Annotated in this window: 16 protein-coding genes, 1 tRNA gene and 1 pseudogene; 16 read left to right on the top strand and 2 right to left on the bottom strand. The window is 50.3% G+C overall.

Translation table 11 applies throughout. The features are described from left to right. Positions 1-61 precede the first annotated feature (61 nt). The 3 genes from ACQKPA_RS01330 to ACQKPA_RS01320 all read left to right on the top strand — a co-directional run bounded on the left by ACQKPA_RS01330 (position 62) and on the right by ACQKPA_RS01320 (position 3,906). Positions 62-1,291 (top strand): CynX/NimT family MFS transporter, encoded by a 1,230-nt coding sequence (locus ACQKPA_RS01330; RefSeq protein WP_194543464.1) that lies wholly within the window; start codon positions 62-64, stop codon positions 1,289-1,291. 285 nt (positions 1,292-1,576) lie between these two features. Continuing rightward, a complete protein-coding gene (locus ACQKPA_RS01325; protein ID WP_427488761.1) occupies positions 1,577-2,806 on the top strand; it encodes a chromate transporter in 1,230 nt (409 codons plus the stop codon). Positions 2,807-2,973: 167 nt separating this feature from the next. Next, a complete protein-coding gene (locus ACQKPA_RS01320; RefSeq protein ID WP_427488759.1) occupies positions 2,974-3,906 on the top strand; it encodes an NAD(P)/FAD-dependent oxidoreductase in 933 nt (310 codons plus the stop codon). Positions 3,907-4,061: 155 nt separating this feature from the next. Here ACQKPA_RS01320 and ACQKPA_RS01315 read toward each other — a convergent pair whose 3' ends face one another. Continuing rightward, a complete protein-coding gene (locus ACQKPA_RS01315; RefSeq protein ID WP_427488757.1) occupies positions 4,062-4,361 on the bottom strand; it encodes a hypothetical protein in 300 nt (99 codons plus the stop codon). A 149-nt stretch (positions 4,362-4,510) separates the two neighbouring features. On the opposite strand from ACQKPA_RS01315, the gene ACQKPA_RS01310 reads away from it, so the two are divergent. The 8 genes and pseudogenes from ACQKPA_RS01310 (at position 4,511) to ACQKPA_RS01275 (ending at position 13,087) form a co-directional block, all read left to right on the top strand. Further along, a complete protein-coding gene (locus ACQKPA_RS01310) occupies positions 4,511-4,900 on the top strand; it encodes an antibiotic biosynthesis monooxygenase family protein (RefSeq protein ID WP_427488755.1) in 390 nt (129 codons plus the stop codon). Between the two features lie 188 nt (positions 4,901-5,088). Then, entirely contained in the window at positions 5,089-6,069 is a 981-nt protein-coding gene (locus ACQKPA_RS01305; protein WP_427488753.1) for an AAA family ATPase, read from the top strand. 12 nt (positions 6,070-6,081) lie between these two features. Continuing rightward, entirely contained in the window at positions 6,082-7,188 is a 1,107-nt protein-coding gene (locus tag ACQKPA_RS01300; RefSeq protein ID WP_216531973.1) for a DUF58 domain-containing protein, read from the top strand. Beyond that, positions 7,185-8,489 (top strand): DUF4129 domain-containing protein, encoded by a 1,305-nt coding sequence (locus ACQKPA_RS01295; RefSeq protein WP_427488751.1) that lies wholly within the window; start codon positions 7,185-7,187, stop codon positions 8,487-8,489. Before ACQKPA_RS01300 ends, ACQKPA_RS01295 begins: the two co-directional genes overlap by 4 nt. A 12-nt stretch (positions 8,490-8,501) precedes the next feature. Continuing rightward, a complete protein-coding gene (gene pulA / locus ACQKPA_RS01290) occupies positions 8,502-10,454 on the top strand; it encodes a type I pullulanase (RefSeq protein WP_427488749.1) in 1,953 nt (650 codons plus the stop codon). 105 nt (positions 10,455-10,559) lie between these two features. After that, positions 10,560-12,164 (top strand): S-layer homology domain-containing protein, encoded by a 1,605-nt coding sequence (locus tag ACQKPA_RS01285; protein WP_427488747.1) that lies wholly within the window; start codon positions 10,560-10,562, stop codon positions 12,162-12,164. Positions 12,165-12,295: 131 nt separating this feature from the next. Then, a pseudogene (locus ACQKPA_RS01280) lies at positions 12,296-12,569 on the top strand (hypothetical protein). A 2-nt stretch (positions 12,570-12,571) separates the two neighbouring features. Then, positions 12,572-13,087 carry a GNAT family N-acetyltransferase gene (locus tag ACQKPA_RS01275; protein WP_427488745.1) on the top strand — a complete coding sequence of 172 codons (516 nt, stop codon included), beginning with the start codon at positions 12,572-12,574 and terminating at the stop codon, positions 13,085-13,087. A 73-nt stretch (positions 13,088-13,160) separates the two neighbouring features. On the opposite strand, the gene ACQKPA_RS01270 is transcribed toward ACQKPA_RS01275, so the two are convergent. Beyond that, positions 13,161-14,009, bottom strand: coding sequence for an alpha/beta hydrolase family protein (locus ACQKPA_RS01270; protein WP_427488743.1), 849 nt, complete (start codon positions 14,007-14,009; stop codon positions 13,161-13,163). Between the two features lie 192 nt (positions 14,010-14,201). Here ACQKPA_RS01270 and ACQKPA_RS01265 point away from each other — a divergent pair. The 5 genes from ACQKPA_RS01265 to ACQKPA_RS01245 all read left to right on the top strand — a co-directional run bounded on the left by ACQKPA_RS01265 (position 14,202) and on the right by ACQKPA_RS01245 (position 17,183). Further along, positions 14,202-14,274, top strand: a tRNA-His gene (locus ACQKPA_RS01265). A gap of 132 nt (positions 14,275-14,406) precedes the next feature. After that, on the top strand, positions 14,407-14,667 hold the full coding sequence (locus tag ACQKPA_RS01260; protein WP_071220257.1) for a YqkE family protein: 261 nt from the start codon (positions 14,407-14,409) through the stop codon (positions 14,665-14,667). 172 nt (positions 14,668-14,839) lie between these two features. Further along, entirely contained in the window at positions 14,840-15,421 is a 582-nt protein-coding gene (locus ACQKPA_RS01255) for a uridine kinase family protein (RefSeq protein ID WP_427488741.1), read from the top strand. 136 nt (positions 15,422-15,557) lie between these two features. Beyond that, positions 15,558-16,277 carry a DsbA family oxidoreductase gene (locus ACQKPA_RS01250; RefSeq protein WP_427488739.1) on the top strand — a complete coding sequence of 240 codons (720 nt, stop codon included), beginning with the start codon at positions 15,558-15,560 and terminating at the stop codon, positions 16,275-16,277. Positions 16,278-16,376: 99 nt separating this feature from the next. Further along, positions 16,377-17,183, top strand: a complete 807-nt coding sequence (locus ACQKPA_RS01245; RefSeq protein ID WP_427488737.1) for a GNAT family N-acetyltransferase — start codon at positions 16,377-16,379, stop codon at positions 17,181-17,183. The last annotated feature ends 34 nt before the right edge of the window (positions 17,184-17,217 follow it).

Genomic DNA, 17,217 nt, shown 5'->3' with positions numbered 1-17,217 from the left:
TTTGTGATAAACTCGGATAAGTTTATTTTTACATATCGCTTGAAAGTAAGGAGTTCATGTCATGACATCAAGAACATCAATAGATCAAAACACAACTTCCGCTGGGCGCACATGGATGATGTTTGCAGGTATCATCCTGATTGCCATTAACCTGAGAGCGGCGATTACTTCGGTCGGCCCACTGATCGGGATCATCCGCGACGATACGGGAATCTCGAACACGTTGGCGGGTATGCTCACTACGCTGCCGCTATTAGCCTTTGCTTTATTGTCGCCAATGGCACCGGCCATGGCTAAAAAATGGGGGCTGGAGACTACTCTTTTACTAAGTATGGTGGTGCTGACATTCGGCATCGGCATCCGCTCGATATCATCCCCTTATACGCTGTTAATCGGTACCGCATTTCTCGGAATGGCTATAGCCGTTGGGAACGTGCTGCTTCCAAGTCTGGTCAAGCGGGATTTCCCGCGGCATATCGGATTGATGACGGGGACGTACTCTGCCTCGATGAACCTGCTCGCCGCGATCGCATCCGGGATCAGCGTTCCGCTGGCTACTCAAGCTGGGCTTGGTTGGCAAGGGTCCCTATTAATCTGGGGTTCGTTATCCGTCTTGGCTCTGATCGTGTGGATCATCCAGCGCCGGAGCTCCGGAAGAACCGCTGAGGTCAGTTCGGCTGCGACCAAACATCAGAGTGTGCTGAGGTCACCGCTTGCTTGGTACATTACTTTATTCATGGGTCTTCAATCGTTTACGTTCTACGTGAACATCTCATGGCTGCCCGAGATTCTGAGAAGCCAAGGCATGGATTATAGTGCTGCGGGATGGATGCTCTCGATTCTCCAATTTGTCAGCCTGCCATTCTCCTTCATTATTCCTGTTCTGGCTGGCCGGAATCCCAATCAGCGCATGCTGGTAACGATCTCTGCATTGTCCATGCTGACCGGATACGCAGGCTTATTTTCTGGCCTGACTTCATTAAACCTGCTATGGGTGATGCTGGTAGGTATTTCAGGCGGGGCCAATTTCAGTTTATCCCTGATGTTCTTTACCCTTCGTACGAAATCAGCTCAAGAAGCTGCCGCTTTATCCGGCATGGCCCAGTCGCTGGGTTATTTATTGGCTGCAGTAGGTCCGTTGCTCATCGGGTTCCTGCATGATGCGACAGGCGGATGGAAGGTGCCTCTGGCGGTATTATCCGCCATTGTTGTTGTATTGTTCATCTTCGGTTTTGGCGCAGCGAAACCAGGTTATCTCTCCGTGCCGAACGAAACGAAGCCGGAGGCTTAAAGTTATACAAGTCACTTTATAGTGACGCATACATTGAATATGATCATAAGAGCGATCCATGGACATAAGTTCTGCTGGGTCGTTCTTTTTTTAATGCATGTACGGACTTTCACACGATATCATTCAAAAATTCTATAGATTTTACATAGCGTTTACATAAATGGGTAGATTGTTAATGAGAGTTTGGTATACTCTAAAATTTGATAAAGATGATCTGTTTTCTTAAGGGTGAACGGGTTTACGAGTTCTATTACATTACACCAAGCATATGGGGAGCGATGGATATTGAATCCGGAGACAGAGAAAGAACAAGTTCAAACTCAGGTTGGCAATAGGCAGCCCTCTGGAAGGTGGCGTGCCCTCGGCGAAACCTGGTGGACCGCTCTGCAGCTGGGGCTCACATCGTTTGGCGGACCGATCGCACATCTTGGATACTTCCACCAGACTTATGTGCGCCGCAAGCAATGGTTGGACGAAAAAAGCTATGCGGATCTGGTGGCCCTGGCCCAATTCCTTCCCGGACCCGCCAGCAGCCAGGTGGGTATTGGTGTTGGGATGATGCGAGCGGGGATATGGGGCGGTATCGTCGCCTGGCTTGGCTTCACATTACCGTCCGTGCTCATGCTTATGATCTTCGCCTATTTGATGCAAACCTTCGATCCCGGCTCGGCAGGCTGGATTCAAGGGCTGAAAATTGTTGCAGTGGCCATCGTGGCGCAAGCGGTTCTGGGTATGGCAGGAAAGCTGGCCTCAGGTCCTGTAAGGGCGGGTATAGCGTTAATAGCCATGGCCGTCGTTCTGCTGTGGCAGAGTCCCATTTCTCAAGTGACGGTCATTGCTCTTGCCGGCATATCGGGACTGTGGTTGTTTAAGCGTCAAGCGAACGATGAGGCTGCACCCGAGATCAAGATGCCGATCGGACGGAGAGCCGGACTCTTTTGCTTGGGCATGTTTGTTGTGTTATTAGTGGGTCTGCCGCTCCTTAAAGGTCTGACCGATAACGGTTGGGTAGCCCTTGTGGACAGCTTCTACCGAGCCGGATCGCTTGTATTCGGCGGAGGACACGTCGTACTCCCATTGCTGGAGAGTGAGACGGTGCTGAACGGATGGATGTCTAAAGAGGATTTCCTGACGGGTTACGGAGCAACACAGGCAGTACCCGGTCCGTTATTTACTTTTGCCGCTTACCTCGGGGTCTTGATTCAGGGGATTCCTGGAGGCGTCGTTGCTACACTGGCTATCTTTTTGCCTGGATTTCTGCTTATTGTAGGGGCCATGCCCTTCTGGAACAGCATCCGCAGAAACCCTAAGCTGCAAGGCTTGCTGACAGGCATGAATGCGGCAGTGGTCGGGATTCTGCTGGCTGCTCTGTACCATCCCATATGGACATCCTCCATCCACAGTCCGCTTGAATTTGTGATCGGCGCGGGGCTGTTCGGGATGCTGATGTTCTGGAAGAGCCCTCCGTGGCTTGTTGTGATCGCCGGTGCATTAGCCGGACAGCTTCTCCTGTGATTCATTGATTTGGACCTCGGCGCATTGTGCCGGGGTCTATTTGATTTATCAGGAGTAAATCACGGCAGATTGGTTAAATATTTAGGGTGTACCTCTCTTTTTGAAGCAGATCTTGATGCAAAGAGTTCCAGCTATTAATTCATATAGAAATGAGTGGATAAACCTACATGTTGGATACTGAAGTGAAGGATTGCATTATCATTGGCGGCGGAATCGCAGGTCTGCAGGCGGCTATACAGCTGGGGCGGTATTCTGCCTACGATGTCCTGGTGATCGACCGGGGAACGGGGCGGTCCACCATCTGCAAGAGCTACCGCAATATCCTCGGATGGCCGGATGGGGTCTCTGGTGAAGAGCTCAGGGGGCGGGGACGTCAGCAGGCGGAATCTGTCGGCGTTACATTTGCAGCCGATGATATCCGGAAGGCGGAGCGAGATGAATCGGAGTATTTTGTGTTAACTGGTAATGACGGAGTTCGTTACAGGGCCAAAACCTTGCTGCTCGCAACAGGCGTGATGGACCGTTTTCCCAAGCTGCCAGGCCTGATGTCCACGCTGGGCACATCCGTCTTTGTATGCCCTGATTGCGATGGTTATGAAATTCAGGATCGCAAGACCGTCGTGATGGGATCGGGCGATCCCGGTGCCAGTATGGCCGTGCTGCTATCGGAGCGGACCCAGGATATCATCTACATCAATCACGAGGGGGAGCCGGCTTCTTCCGAGCATATGTCCCAATTGGCGGATCTCGGGATTCCGTATATAGAGAAAAAGGTGTCGGAAATTCGTGAGGAGGGCGGCATCCTATCGGCCGTTGTGTTGGAGGATGGGAGCATCGTGCCTGCGGAGCGGGGGTTCATATCTTTTGGCGGGAATATGATCTATTCCGAATTGGCCGAGCAGCTGGGGGCAGAGCTGGAGCACAACCGTCATGTCAAGACCGATCCAAGGTCCAAAATGACGAGTGTCGAGTTACTATGGGCCGCGGGTGACCTGGGCGTCCATTCCGAATTAACCACCGTGGCGATGGGGGAAGGCGCAACGGCTGCGATCTGGATAAACAAGACACTGAAGAAGATGACTAGCGGAGCCGTTACATGAGGTTATAGAAAGAGAACAGAACAATTCGAAAACTCGGTACGATCCAGTCGATGGAGTAATATAAAAAAACCGCCTGATCAACACGGCAAGTAGTGAATATGGCCGTGGATCAAGGCGGGTTTTGTTGTCTTCTGAAAAAATACGCCGATCGGCGTTTACAGACCGAATCGGGTGATATGATCATCGAGGCTATACTTTTGCAGTAATTCGGTTTGCTTGCGACCGATCAGATCAAAATGCGGGTAAGGCAGGCGGTAATGGATATATTCCGGATTAAGTCCGTTGGATACACACCAGTCCTCCAGGCGCTGGATGTTCGAGCAGCCTACTTTGGTAACGGTACGGAACTCCGGAAACCGCTTGTCGTACCAATAATGGGTCAAGAAAGCGATGTCTCCTTGTGCGACCTTCTGCTTCCATTGCTGCAATTCCTGTCTCGAGATGCCGAATGCCATGTTTGTCTCATCCTTATAAGTGTATTCATGCTTCTCATTATATCAGCATATACTTGACTGCACCTACTTGTTTTCCTAGGATGGCGCTGCCATATACAAGCGTTACATTTTACCTTTGATCGGATGGATATCGAAGAGGGGGATACGATATGATACTGGAATCAGCGATACTTTATATCAAACCGGGGCTGGCAAGCGAGTTTGAAAGTGTCTTTCGGGAAACTTCCGGTGTTCTGTTATCGAAAAAGGGATATGTAAGCCATGAGCTTAATAAGTGCGTGGAGAACCGGGATGAATATATATTCCTCGTCCGCTGGAGCGGCATTAAGGATCACCTGATCGGCTTCCGCGGGCATCCGGACTATAAGCGATGGAATGCGTCGCTGGAGCCGTTTTATGCCCGGCCGCCTGAGGTTAGGCATTATATCGATATCCGGATCGATAGTCGCGAGCAGGCTGAAGCGGAGCTGACCAAACTATTGATTCCAGAAAGCAGGACGGATTCGACTTCTTCCCAGGAAGAAAGGACGGCAGAATAATCAGATTTTAAATATCGGGTGATCCGTCAATAGGGTGCATTCTCGGAAGCTGTCCTTGGACAGCTTCTTGCCGTTATTTGAAAGGACGGGGGAGCCGAATATCCAGCAATTGGTCTTATTTTGTCCCGAATAACAGGAATTATGGGATGTCATGACGAACTTTGTTGTAAAGTTAAACTACATAAGGGGTGGTTACAATTACTATAGATTATCATGGTGTTCGCCGTCTTGCCGACGACATTCGGGCAAACGTTTCCAAAGTTATGGTAGGTAAAGAGCAGCTGATTGACAGACTATTTATTGCCATGGTCACTTCAGGTCATGTTCTGTTGGAGGATGTTCCGGGTACAGGCAAGACGTTGCTGGCCAAATCCATCTCAAAGTCGATTGATTGCACGTTTAAGAGAGTACAGTTTACGCCGGATTTGCTGCCGTCGGATCTGAGCGGCATCTACTTCTATAATCAACAATCCGCGACGTTTGAATTCCGTCCGGGTCCTCTGTTCACGAATATCCTTCTAGCCGATGAAATCAACCGGGCGACACCCCGTACGCAGTCCAGTTTATTGGAGTGCATGGAGGAACGCCAGATCAGCATTGACGGAGTAACCCATCAGCTGAAAGAACCGTTTCTGGTCATCGCGACGCAGAATCCGCTGGAACAGCAAGGAACGTTTCCGCTGCCTGAGGCACAGCTGGACCGCTTTCTGTTCAAACTGAATATGGGATACCCTACCTCAGAGGAAAGTGTAAATATTCTGAAGCGATTTAAAGATGATCAGCCCTTGGAGTCTCTCATGGCGATTGCAACGTCTGAGCGGATCGTACAAGCCAGACATATCGTCAGCAAAGTACATGTCAGTGATGAGGTGTTATCCTATATCGTTGCGCTTTCCGAGCATTCAAGACGGGATGAAGCGGTTGCCTCCGGCGTAAGCCCAAGGGGCTGCCAAGCATTATTGAAGGCGGTGCAGGTACAAGCCGTCCTGAAGGGTAGGGAGTTTGTTACCCCTGATGATGTAAAGGAATTGGCTGTGCCGACATGGGCGCATCGACTGAAGCTTCGAGGGACGCTCCACAGCCGCGGCGGCGCGGCCGCGGCGGAGGAAGTGATCGAACGGCTGCTGCAGCAGGTTCCCGTACCGACAGAAGAAGGCATTTCGTCGTAGGGGCGGATGTCGATGGGAGCCTATTGGATATTGTTAATCGCCGCAGTGGTCATCGTTGTACAGGGCAAGATTTTCAAACGGACGGCACTCAAAAAGCTGAACTACAGTCGTTCCTTCAAGGTGTCGACCTGCTATGAGGGAGATTCCGTGGAATTGATCGAAATCATTGAGAACCGCAAAGCGCTGCCTGTGCCCTGGTTAAGGGTAGAATCCCAATTCCGCTCGGGCCTGGCATTTGATAATCAATTGAACCTGGATATCAGTGAGGGGCAATTCAATCAGAACCACAAGAGCTTCTTCAGTCTTCTGCCATGGACCAAGATCCTTCGCAGACATCGGATTACCGCGAAGCGCAGAGGTCTGTACAAGCTGGGTACGGTATCGATGACGACGGGGGATCTGGTCGGAATGGAGTCGATTGTCCAGAGCAAGACGTTGTCCGGTGGCATTATCGTGTACCCGATGCCGATGGATGTGTCAGACATGGCCCTCCCGGTCCAGACCTGGATGGGCGAAATGCTGGTCCGAAGATGGATCTTGGAGGATCCTTTCCTGATATCGGGCGTACGCGAATATCGGGACGGCGATCCGCTGAAGGATATTCAATGGAAAGCGACCGCACGGACGGGCATCTTGCAGGTCCACAGGCGGGATACCACGGCGGACAGCCGACTCTTGATCTATCTGAATATAGAGGATCATGAGCAGATGTGGAGCAAAGCGACACGGCCCGAGCCGATCGAGTATGGCATCCGACTGGCAGCGGGCATTACAGCTCACTTATTATCGCAGGGCATGGAGATCGGAATGGGGACAAACGGAACGCTTGGCGAGGATTCAACCGATGAAGCATTCGTCCCGGTTGCAGGCGGCATGACACAGCAGCATCTGATATTTGAAATGCTGGCGAGACTGGAGCTGACCCGAAAGGCTTCTTTTCATGATTATCTGGCCTCTGAACTGTCCCGGCATGAAGAGGCAAGAGATATCCTCATTCTAAGCACTTATGTCAGCCCCAGACTGGAAGAGATGTTTCAGCGTTTTCGGGACCATGGGCACACGATTCAGGTATTTCCTCTCGGTGAAGTGCCGTCTCCTGCGAAGGAGGTGTCTGCATGACCTCTCGAGACACTGGATTTATAAAGGCGTTCTTGCAGGGATTCGTGGAATGCGTGCTGTATTTCCCGGTACTCTTTATTCCGGCGTTCTATCTGCTGCCTGAATCATACCGATGGATATGGCCTGCCCTAGTATTAGGCGGGTACTTACTGGGCTACACAGGTGCGCGATGGTTCAAGCTGGATCGACAGTTTAAAGCAACTTTGTGGGCGTGCCTGGTTTCCATTACGGCAGCCATCGCATTTGTAGGCGTTGATCTTACCCTTGCTTATTTTATTCCCATTATATTTATTGCCAGCTATCGCGGAAGCCGGATGGAGCAGGCAAGCTGGAATCTGATGTTTCCGGGGACGTATTTCCTAATAGGATTGATTGTGTACGGTGTCAGCAGCTTCATATTAAGTTTTATGGATTCTTTCCAGGGAGGGATATCATCACTGACCTGGATGGGGGCGGCAGCGTTAGGATTGACCCTGTTGATTGTCAACCGGCAGTTGGTGTTGGATGAAACACTGCCAGGCAATGATCAGCCCGTATTGGAACGGCGCGTTCTGCGCTACAATCGCTGGTTTATCCTCGTATTGCTGCTTCTGGTCGCGGTGGTTGCTTTTCTACCGCAGCTGCAGCAATGGGTCTCTGATATGGCGAGAGGGATCGCCGCATGGATCTCCGGATGGTTCGGCTCCGGAGCGGAGCAGGCCCCGGAGCCGCCTTCGATGTCGGAGCCTCCGCCCGATATGTCATTTCTCGATGAAGAAACCAAGCCGCCGAGCCCATGGATGAAAGTATTGGAGCAAGTGCTGATCTATGGCGTATTCACCGTTATCGGTATCGGGATGATGTATGTTTTGTTCAGGTTCGGCAAAGTACTGCCTAAGCTGTATAGAAGATTCTCTGCATGGATGAACAGAATGATGAACAGACAGAACGTTCAGCCCTCGCTAGGTTATGAGGATGAAGTGGAGAATATTGAACATGACCCGGCATCCAAGCGGCTAAAACGGCTGTTGTCCGGCATGCGTATCGGCGGTAAGTTACGGGCGGGGGAAGGATCTGAGCATTTGAATGAGAAAATTCGCCGAATGTATCGGATGATACTTTCCCGAAGCATCAGGGAAGGCTATAATTGGAAAGCATCGCTAACGCCGCGGGAAACCGAAAGTGATCTTAAGGAATGGGACGGGCGGAAGGAACGTATTCCACAATCTTTGATTGATCTTTACGAGGAAGCCCGCTATGGTACCCGTACCATCACGGAAGAAGAAGTTGAACGGATACAAATGGATAGGAAGCATACATGAGGAGTGAGCATCTTGTCGGTACAAAAAGAAAGCAATGCTGTTATTCACTACGGAGATCCTACGGTCACCGGGGGAGTCTCCGTATTTGATAAGGAATTTGACAAGCTATTTTATTACGATGGAACGGATCTGGGTTTAACTTACCAACCTCAAGAGTCCACGTTTCGCCTGTGGGCACCGACGGCTAGCGAGGCATACGTTCTCCTGTATCCGGATTGGCAGGCAGCAGAAGCCCGGCGTTTCGCGATGACTCGCGATGTGAAGGGAACTTGGCTGCTGAAAGTAGGAGAGAATCTTCACGGCATGTTCTACACCTACCAGGTTCTTATCGGGGATCAATGGAACGAAGCTGTCGATCCTTATGCTGCCGCCGTAGGCGTCAATGGGGATCGTGCTTACATCTTGGATATGGCCTCGACTGATCCCGAACACTGGACAGAAGACAAGCCGCCACTTCATAGTCCTCTAGATGCCGTGATCTATGAACTGCATGTTCGTGATTACACGATTCATCAAGGCAGCGGAGTGAAACACAAAGGCAAGTTTAAAGGTCTAGCGGAGACAGGTACCCGAGGTCCCGGAGGGATTCGTACAGGGCTTGATCATATTGTAGAGCTTGGGGCCACGCACGTAGAGCTGCTCCCGATCTACGATTTTGCAACGGAAAGCGTGGATGAAACTAAGCTTCATGAGCCGCAGTACAATTGGGGATACGACCCGAAGAACTACAATGCTCCAGAGGGCTCTTATGCTACGGATCCGTATGTGCCGGAGGTTCGGATTCGTGAATTGAAGCAGTTGATTCAGACATTCCACGATCAAGGCCTTCGGGTCATTATGGATGTGGTGTATAACCACGTATATGACGGGTATCTGATCAATTTCACGAAGCTGGTCCCCGGATATTACCTGCGCTATACGAAGGACGGCAAATTTTCCAACGGATCCGGATGCGGTAACGACACGGCATCCGAGCGTCCGATGATGCGGAAATTCATTGTGGAATCCGTCCTGCATTGGGTGAAGGAGTACCGGATTGACGGGTTCCGATTTGACCTGATGGGATTGCTGGATGTGGAGACGATGAATGAAGTCCGGGCGCGCCTGGACGAGATTGATCCGTCGATCATCACGATCGGCGAAGGTTGGGTCATGAATACCGAGCTGGATGAGAAGAAGCGAGCGAACCAGCAGCAGGCAGCCGTGATGCCGCGTATCGCGCATTTTAACGACGGTTTCCGTGATGCGGTCAAAGGGGATATTTTTCAATTTGATTATAAAGGCTTTGTGAGCGGCGGAGTTGGATATAAAGACAAAGTGAAGCAAGGCATCGTGGGCGGTATTCCGTATTCCAAAGATATTAAGGCGTTTGCCTCCGAGCCGGATCAGTGCGTAAATTACGTGGAGTGTCACGATAACCATACGCTATGGGACAAAATTATGCTGTCGACGGATGGGGAGTCTGATGCAGTGCGCCGAGCTATGCACCGACTGTCATCGGCCATGATTCTTACCAGTCAAGGCATCCCTTTCCTGCACGCCGGTCAAGAGTATTACCGCTCCAAGAACGGAGTGGAGAACAGCTATAATGCCAGCGACGAGGTGAACTGGCTGGACTGGGGAATGGCATCTGAGCACCAGGATGGCGTGAAATACATTCAACGGCTCGTTCAGCTCCGCAAGCAACATCCGGCATTCAGATTGAGGGATGCCGCGTCGATTCGTAAACATCTTCACTTTGAACGATGTCCTGAGCATACTGTCGCTTACACGCTTCGTGATCATGCGGGCGGTGATCCACAGAAACATATCTATGTGCTCTATTATGCCGCACGGAAAGAGTCCTCCCTGGCTTTGCCTGAGCTGGGCGAATGGAAGATTCTGCTTGGCGAAGAGCATATTACACGTTTAACCCGGGATTCCCTTGTTGTAAAAGGGATCGGTGCGGTTATCTTATCCTGTTAAATCTATACCGGCAGTGAATATTACCAAGAAATGAATAATGCCTGAGTCTATGATCATCTGATATGCTGATGGAATCAGATGATAGAATAGAATCGAGGCGTCCCTTTGAAGAAATATTTCCTTTCACTTTGTTTGCTGTTGTCTTTTACATCGCTTTTTGGCTCTCTTCAGGCATCAGCGGCTCAAGCTCCTAGTCCGACCGATTTTCACGATATCTCGGCAAGCTTTGCAAAAGACGCGATCCATCGTCTAGCCAAGAGAGGTATCGTAAGCGGGGATGGCACAGGAGCTTTTTTGCCGCGTAATCCGGTTACGCGTGCCGAATTCATGGCCATGGTTGCCAGAATGCTCAAGATGGAGCCTGTTCCAAATGATTTGTCCTCCTTTCAGGACGTATCCAAATCAGCTTGGTACTACGGCTGGATTCATGCAGGACTTAATCTATCCATCGTGGAGGGGAACGGTTACAAGTTCTTTCCAAATGCTTCGATAACAAGACAAGAGGCCGCGGTCATGGTTATTCGTGCCATGAAAGAAAGTGGTTATGATAACGGAAATACAGCCGGCCTATATACGGATTCGGGTTGGATCGCGGAATGGGCTTGGAGTGCGGTTGGCAAAGCGACGAATGCAGGCTGGCTGCAAGGAAGCAAAGGTCAATTCAGACCGCAGGACGCGATCACCCGGGAAGAGACGGCGATGCTGCTGGACAGGGTCCTCAAATCGGGAAATGTGAAGTCCATGATCGATAGCCAGACGCCTGCAAATATTCATATGGGCTGGTTATATAACGGTACAACGAAGCAATACATCTCCTATGCCAAACGGGCCGGCTTGAATGTTCTGGTACCGCGCTGGTACTACATGGAGGCTAACGGCAAGGTGACGGACCATACCGACAAGGAGCTGTTGAATTGGGCTCATAACAACAGTCGGCAGGTGTGGGGTATGGTGGGGAACCGCGGGAATGCGGAAGGAACTCATCAAGTTTTAAGCAGCGCACAGTCCCGAAAGTCTGTCGTTGACAGTATTTCAGCGAGTGTATCCCGGTATCGATTGGATGGAATTAATATTGATTTTGAGAATGTTATGCCTCAGGACCGGCAGAATCTGACGGCCTTTATCACGCAGTTATCCATAGAGATGAGACGGCTTGGAGCCAAGTTATCCATCGATGTTTCCCCTGATCTGAATACGGATTGGACGGCTGCATTCGATTATGCAACCCTTGGTACACAAGTGGACTATATGGTGCTCATGAGTTATGACCAGCACTGGGGCGGTTCGCCCAAAGCGGGCTCCGTTTCCTCGCTCCCTTGGAGCGAGTCCGGGCTGCGCAAGCTGCTGACCCAAGTGCCGGCGAAGAAGAGCATCATCGCGTATCCGCTGTACACGAGGGATTGGAAGATCGCGTCGTCGGTATCCTCACAGGACATTAGTTTGGCTGAGCAAGGACATCGCATTCGCCTGAACAAGGCTTCATTCACATGGAATGAGAGCGTGGCGCAGTATGAAGCAGCTTATAATAGCGGCGGCATTCCGCATCGCATATGGACCGAGGAGTCCCGTTCTTTATCCATGAAGCATCTTATGGCCGCCAAATATCAGATTGCCGGTTATGCCTACTGGTATCCGGGCGCCGAGACGACGGACGTATGGCAGGCCATTCATAATGCGGAACGGTATGCTTATTATTCGTTCCGGATCTAGACATCCGACATGTTGAATTTAAGACCAGCCTCGAAGAGTGAGATTGGTCTTTTTTTTTACTTGTAAAAAGGTTATTCCGTGATACAATAGTTAAAATTTAGATAGAATATTTTTCCTGTAGGAGTGATCACATGACCGTTCAAGCCGAGGAACGTCTGAAGCGGCTGGGGATCAGCCTGCCTAAAGCAGGCTCGCCAGAAGCCAAGTATGCCAACTATGTCATTGTTAACGGGTTGATGTATGTTTCAGGCAAGGGAGCATCATAAGGTGTTGAATGGATTCTCGGACTTGATGCTAAAGGTGTTCGGGGACCAAGGCATTCACGCCAGATCCGTATTCGGAGCCGTATCCTTACGGGATCAGCTGCCCGTCATTGTAGATTCGATCTTTCAAGTGGAGGAATAGTCATGGCATTAGCATTAAGGGAGCTGCAGGTGAAGGAAGATGAAAGTTTGCTGCTCATGGTCCAGGAAATCGGCCAGGGCGGGAACGGCTTCGTTAATGGTCTAAATAGCGGGAGCATGGAAGAGTTCGCTACCAAGGTACAGCGCAATTACGAAATGGCCAGAGGCATCGATCTGCCGGATCAGTATGTTCCCCAGACGATATATTGGTTGTACGATAACGACAGGCCTGTAGGATATGGTAAGCTGAGACACCGCTTGAACGACAATCTGCTAGAGCTAGGGGGACATATCGGGTATGTCATCAGGCCGTCGGAGCGTGGGAAAGGATATGGCAAGCGGCTGCTGGCGGAGCTGGTCAAGAAAGCCTATGAGAAGAACATAAGCCGTGTCCTTCTGACCTGCGATGAATTCAACCTGGCTTCCCGTTGCATCATTGAAACGAATCACGGTGAGTTAAGTTCCATTACGAACCGGACGTGTAAATACTGGATTGAGACGACTGCTGGGCACAACTAGTTGGAAGCATTGCTAATCAACAATTGCTTGGAGAGAGAAAAGTAGAAGGAGAGGCGCGCTCCTCAACTTCTATTTATTTCTTCAACCAGTCGAACATTCGGTTGATCGCCGCTGCATGCTGCGAAGGCGGGAAATGATGTCCCAGCCCTTCGTACAGGTGGGCTTCGGGCTGGTGTCCCTGTTCTTGAAGCTTATCCAGCATCCGGTAACTATGCTCCACCAGGACCTGCTCGTCCCGCGTCCCATGGACAATCAGAACGGGACATCGTATTCGGTCCGCATAATGGATTGGGGACCGAAGAAGGTATCGTTCCGGAAACTTGGTTGGCGTACCGCCAATGACGCGTTTCATCATCCTGCGCAGATCGATCCGTTCCTCGTAGGTTTGCGCCAGGTCGGAGACGCCGCTCCAGAGAATCATTTTGGATACATGCGGTGACAGAGCGGCTGCCACGGCAGCATTGATCGCACCGCGGGAAAAGCCCAACAGATGAATGCGACTATTATCTATCCAGGAAATGCGCGATAGCCATTCGATTGCGGAGATCACATCCATTGTATCGGCACCGCCGAATTCATCCCTGCCCTCGCTGCCTTCATTCCCGCGATAGGCCGGAGCAAACACGGCATATCCTTGCGCAGCGAATTCTTCGACCCACTTCAACCTTACCGCACCGATCCGGCCAATACCACCGCGGCAATACAGGACGAGCGGCAATTTAGGGGCAGCTGATCCTGAGAATCCTTCCCGGATAGTGTTGTTATTTAAGGAGCATGCCAGCGTGCCGGTTATTGTAACGCTGTTAATTTCGTTGAACGCTTTGGACATCTCATGGGCGCTCGAACGGGGCAGTTGCGGCGGCAGACCAAGATACCCCTTGACATGCAATCCCTCTGAGACATAGTCAATATGATAGATCATCGATGTGCTTCCTCCCATGCTTATATCATCATGTTGTATCGAATAAGGGCGCTATTATCTAGTTGGAATCAAGTAAGTATAGTATGTTCTTTCCGTTGAAATCAAGAATGGGATGTAAGAAATTACAATTTGCCAAATAGCTAAATATCTGATAAATTATTATCTCGGGCATATCCATTGCTCATTGTCATGGCGGTCGTGGCGAAGGGGTTAACGCACCGGATTGTGGCTCCGGCATTCGTGGGTTCAAGTCCCATCGATCGCCCTCAAAAGTAAAGTATACATAATGAGAAGGAGAGCCGAGAGGCTCTCTTTTTTCGTGGTTATAACCAAGCAGATATAGATGCCAGGTCCTTTATAAGATGATATAATAATGTGGAAATCGAGGTGAATGAACATGGCAAAAAAGAAACAAAAGTCCCCCTTGCCGCGAACCGAAGCTGCCGATAAACCCGCTACGTTAAAGGATATGCTGGACCCTCAAGTTCTGGCGAAGTTGAAGGCAACAACCGAATCCTTGAAGGCCAATGAAGCCGAGCGGCTTGAGAAGGAAAGACAGGAACGGGAAGCTGTGCGCAAGGCTGAACAGAAGCGGCGGGACAATGATTTTGAATATTTACTGGAACATAGCGAAATGGATTGGAAAAAATATAAGTGACAGGCAGCGTTATGCTGTCTGTTTTTTTATTATCGTGGTCTGTCTTCTGTGATCGTACGTTGGGAGCGGGAGAGGTTTTTCTTGTAACGCAGGAACTTTCAACTTACTTGGATCGGTTGTATAATAATGGGATCTATACATTGGACATACATACGGAGGAAGATGAAAGGATATGGAGCATAGGCAGACTTTAATGATCGGGATTGGCGGAGGTTCGGGCAGCGGCAAGACAACGCTAAGTCTTAAGCTCAAGGAGAGGTTAAGCGAGTACCGGGTGGCCATCTTCCATATGGATAAATACTATAAGTCCGTTAGACCCTTGGCCAAGGCGCCCTTCACCAATCAAATATTTGAGGATTTTAACCATCCGGATGCCGTCGATATCGAGCGTCTGACCGAGGATTATGAGCACGCCGTCCATAGTGGCGAATACGATGTAATCGTTGTTGAAGGATTTCTCTTGTATCAGTTCGAATACCTTCGGAACTCGCTTGATTTGAAGCTGTTCGTAGACTGCCCCGCGGATGAAAGAATGCTTCGCAGGAACCGGTGGTTTATAGATAAGGGACACAGCGAGGAAAGTGTGCTTCAGGAATATTTGCAGCTTGTAAGATACAGGCACGATGAATATGTTGAGCCTACCCGCTGGCATGCGGATCTGGTGATCAATAGTTCCTTGAAGGGAAATCAAGGCTTAAAGGTTGTGACGGATTGGATTCTTTCCAGATTAGAGGAGAACACCAACCCCGCTTAGATAACCGGCGTGCTTGTACTCGGTATCCCGAACATTCTTGCAAGACCTTTCCATATTCATGTGAGGTGTTGATGTCATGCTGAAAGCGGGTTACAATAAGTAAGTTAGCATTAATGCTCGCTAGGAGGCGAAAAGAATGAAAGTGGAAATATGGTCGGACTTTATGTGTCCGTTCTGTTATATTGGTAAACGCCGTTTCGAATCGGCACTGGAACAATTCCCTAATAAAGATCAGGTTGAAGTGGTATACCGCAGCTTTGAGCTTGATCCCAATGCATCGTATAAGGCCGGGGTTTCCATGGACGAGATATTGGCATCCAAATACGGCATGAGTATCGAACAGGCCAAGGCTGCGAACGACAACGTGACCCAGCAAGCGGCAAGCGTCGGGCTTACTTATCACATGGATCGCGTCATCCCGGCCAATTCATTTGATGCACACCGCCTGGTTCATTTTGCATCCGGGCATGGTAAAATGAAAGAAATGACGGAGCGGCTGTTCCGTGCACACTTTACAGACGGCGAGAATCTTAGTGATAAGAATCGGTTGGCCGATCTGGCGGCTGAAGTCGGCCTGGAGCGGAATCAGGCTGTGGCCGCGCTCGAGAGTGACGATTTCCAGTCCGAAGTAAGGGCAGACGAAGCAGCAGCAACCAATTTGGGAATTCGGGGAGTGCCGTTCTTTGTGCTGGGAGGCAAATACGCCGTGTCCGGCGCGCAGCCACTGGAAGTGTTCACGGACGCTTTAGATAAGGCTTATCGTGAAGCGAATCCGTTAGTGATGGTGAATGATTCCGACAGCAGCGATGGCATGTGCGCCGACGGATCTTGCGATCTGCCGGGCAGCGCGAAATAAAACATACACAGCAAGTAAGAGCCCGAAGCATCAGTAAGCGATCTTCGGGCTCTATTTATCCCGTTAAGTAGAACTAATCATTAATACATAGGAGGCAATATGCGGCATCTTCCATCTGAGGAACTTATCCAACGAATTCAGGATTCGGAAACGGATTATATGTTGGATCGAATGAAAGCAATCGAAGGTCGGACCGGAAATCCCGAAGGGGTCGAAATGAAGCGCTTCGGCCATGCGCTGTGCTTGTACAGCAAGACGATGCCTTGGCTTTCTTTTAACACGGTGAAAGGACTGCGTTCAGAGGATCTATATAACTTGGACGATATCATCGACTTTTATCAATCGAGGGATCGCAAGTTCCAGTTCGAGATTGTCCCCGGCCTGGTGAATCAGGAAGTTCTGGCTGCGCTTGCCGATCGCGGATTCTATCAATCTGCTTTTCATAATTCAATGTATATGAACCCGCAGGAGCAGGAGGGGGCACAAGGTAATGGAATTGTGATCAGAACAATAGACAAAGATGAATTTGAGGATTATGCTAAAGTTCATTGCCGTGGAACAGGATTGCCTGATCAAGGAATTCCATCTGTTGCCTCGAATAATCGAGTATTGTATTCACGACCGGGATGGAGCTTCTATATGGCTTATGTCGAAGAGGAACCGGCCGCCGCTGGCGTCATGTACGTAAATCAATCGACAGCGTCACTAACATTTGCTGCAACACTCCCGGAGCATCGTAGACAAGGCTTGCAGCTGGAGCTGCTTCGTAGGAGAATACAGGAGGCGAAGCTTGCAGGGTGCGACCTTGTTGTCTCGCAGTGCGCTTTCTTATCGCAGAGCCATCGTAACATGGAATCGGTCGGCATGAAGCTGGGCTATGTTCGGGCGACGTGGACCGAGCGCTAACCTGAAAGTTCAGCTGAGTGAGGCAGGTGAAGAC

It is taken from the genome of Paenibacillus sp. NPDC093718 (assembly GCF_050279985.1).
Lineage (GTDB): Bacteria > Bacillota > Bacilli > Paenibacillales > Paenibacillaceae > Paenibacillus_AQ.
The sequence above is the reverse complement of the archived record's forward strand: the minus strand, read 5'-3'. Positions and strand labels throughout refer to the sequence as shown.

What these genes read in the sequence shown, in the direction of transcription:
- ACQKPA_RS01330 (WP_194543464.1), top strand. Translation starts at nt 62, where the DNA reads ATGACATCAAGAACATCAATAGATCAAAACACAACTTCCGCTGGGCGC.
- ACQKPA_RS01320 (WP_427488759.1), top strand. Translation starts at nt 2,974, where the DNA reads ATGTTGGATACTGAAGTGAAGGATTGCATTATCATTGGCGGCGGAATC.
- ACQKPA_RS01315 (WP_427488757.1), bottom strand. Translation starts at nt 4,361, where the DNA reads ATGGCATTCGGCATCTCGAGACAGGAATTGCAGCAATGGAAGCAGAAG.
- ACQKPA_RS01310 (WP_427488755.1), top strand. Translation starts at nt 4,511, where the DNA reads ATGATACTGGAATCAGCGATACTTTATATCAAACCGGGGCTGGCAAGC.
- ACQKPA_RS01300 (WP_216531973.1), top strand. Translation starts at nt 6,082, where the DNA reads ATGGGAGCCTATTGGATATTGTTAATCGCCGCAGTGGTCATCGTTGTA.
- ACQKPA_RS01295 (WP_427488751.1), top strand. Translation starts at nt 7,185, where the DNA reads ATGACCTCTCGAGACACTGGATTTATAAAGGCGTTCTTGCAGGGATTC.
- ACQKPA_RS01275 (WP_427488745.1), top strand. Translation starts at nt 12,572, where the DNA reads ATGGCATTAGCATTAAGGGAGCTGCAGGTGAAGGAAGATGAAAGTTTG.
- ACQKPA_RS01270 (WP_427488743.1), bottom strand. Translation starts at nt 14,009, where the DNA reads ATGATCTATCATATTGACTATGTCTCAGAGGGATTGCATGTCAAGGGG.
- ACQKPA_RS01260 (WP_071220257.1), top strand. Translation starts at nt 14,407, where the DNA reads ATGGCAAAAAAGAAACAAAAGTCCCCCTTGCCGCGAACCGAAGCTGCC.
- ACQKPA_RS01255 (WP_427488741.1), top strand. Translation starts at nt 14,840, where the DNA reads ATGGAGCATAGGCAGACTTTAATGATCGGGATTGGCGGAGGTTCGGGC.
- ACQKPA_RS01250 (WP_427488739.1), top strand. Translation starts at nt 15,558, where the DNA reads ATGAAAGTGGAAATATGGTCGGACTTTATGTGTCCGTTCTGTTATATT.
- ACQKPA_RS01245 (WP_427488737.1), top strand. Translation starts at nt 16,377, where the DNA reads ATGCGGCATCTTCCATCTGAGGAACTTATCCAACGAATTCAGGATTCG.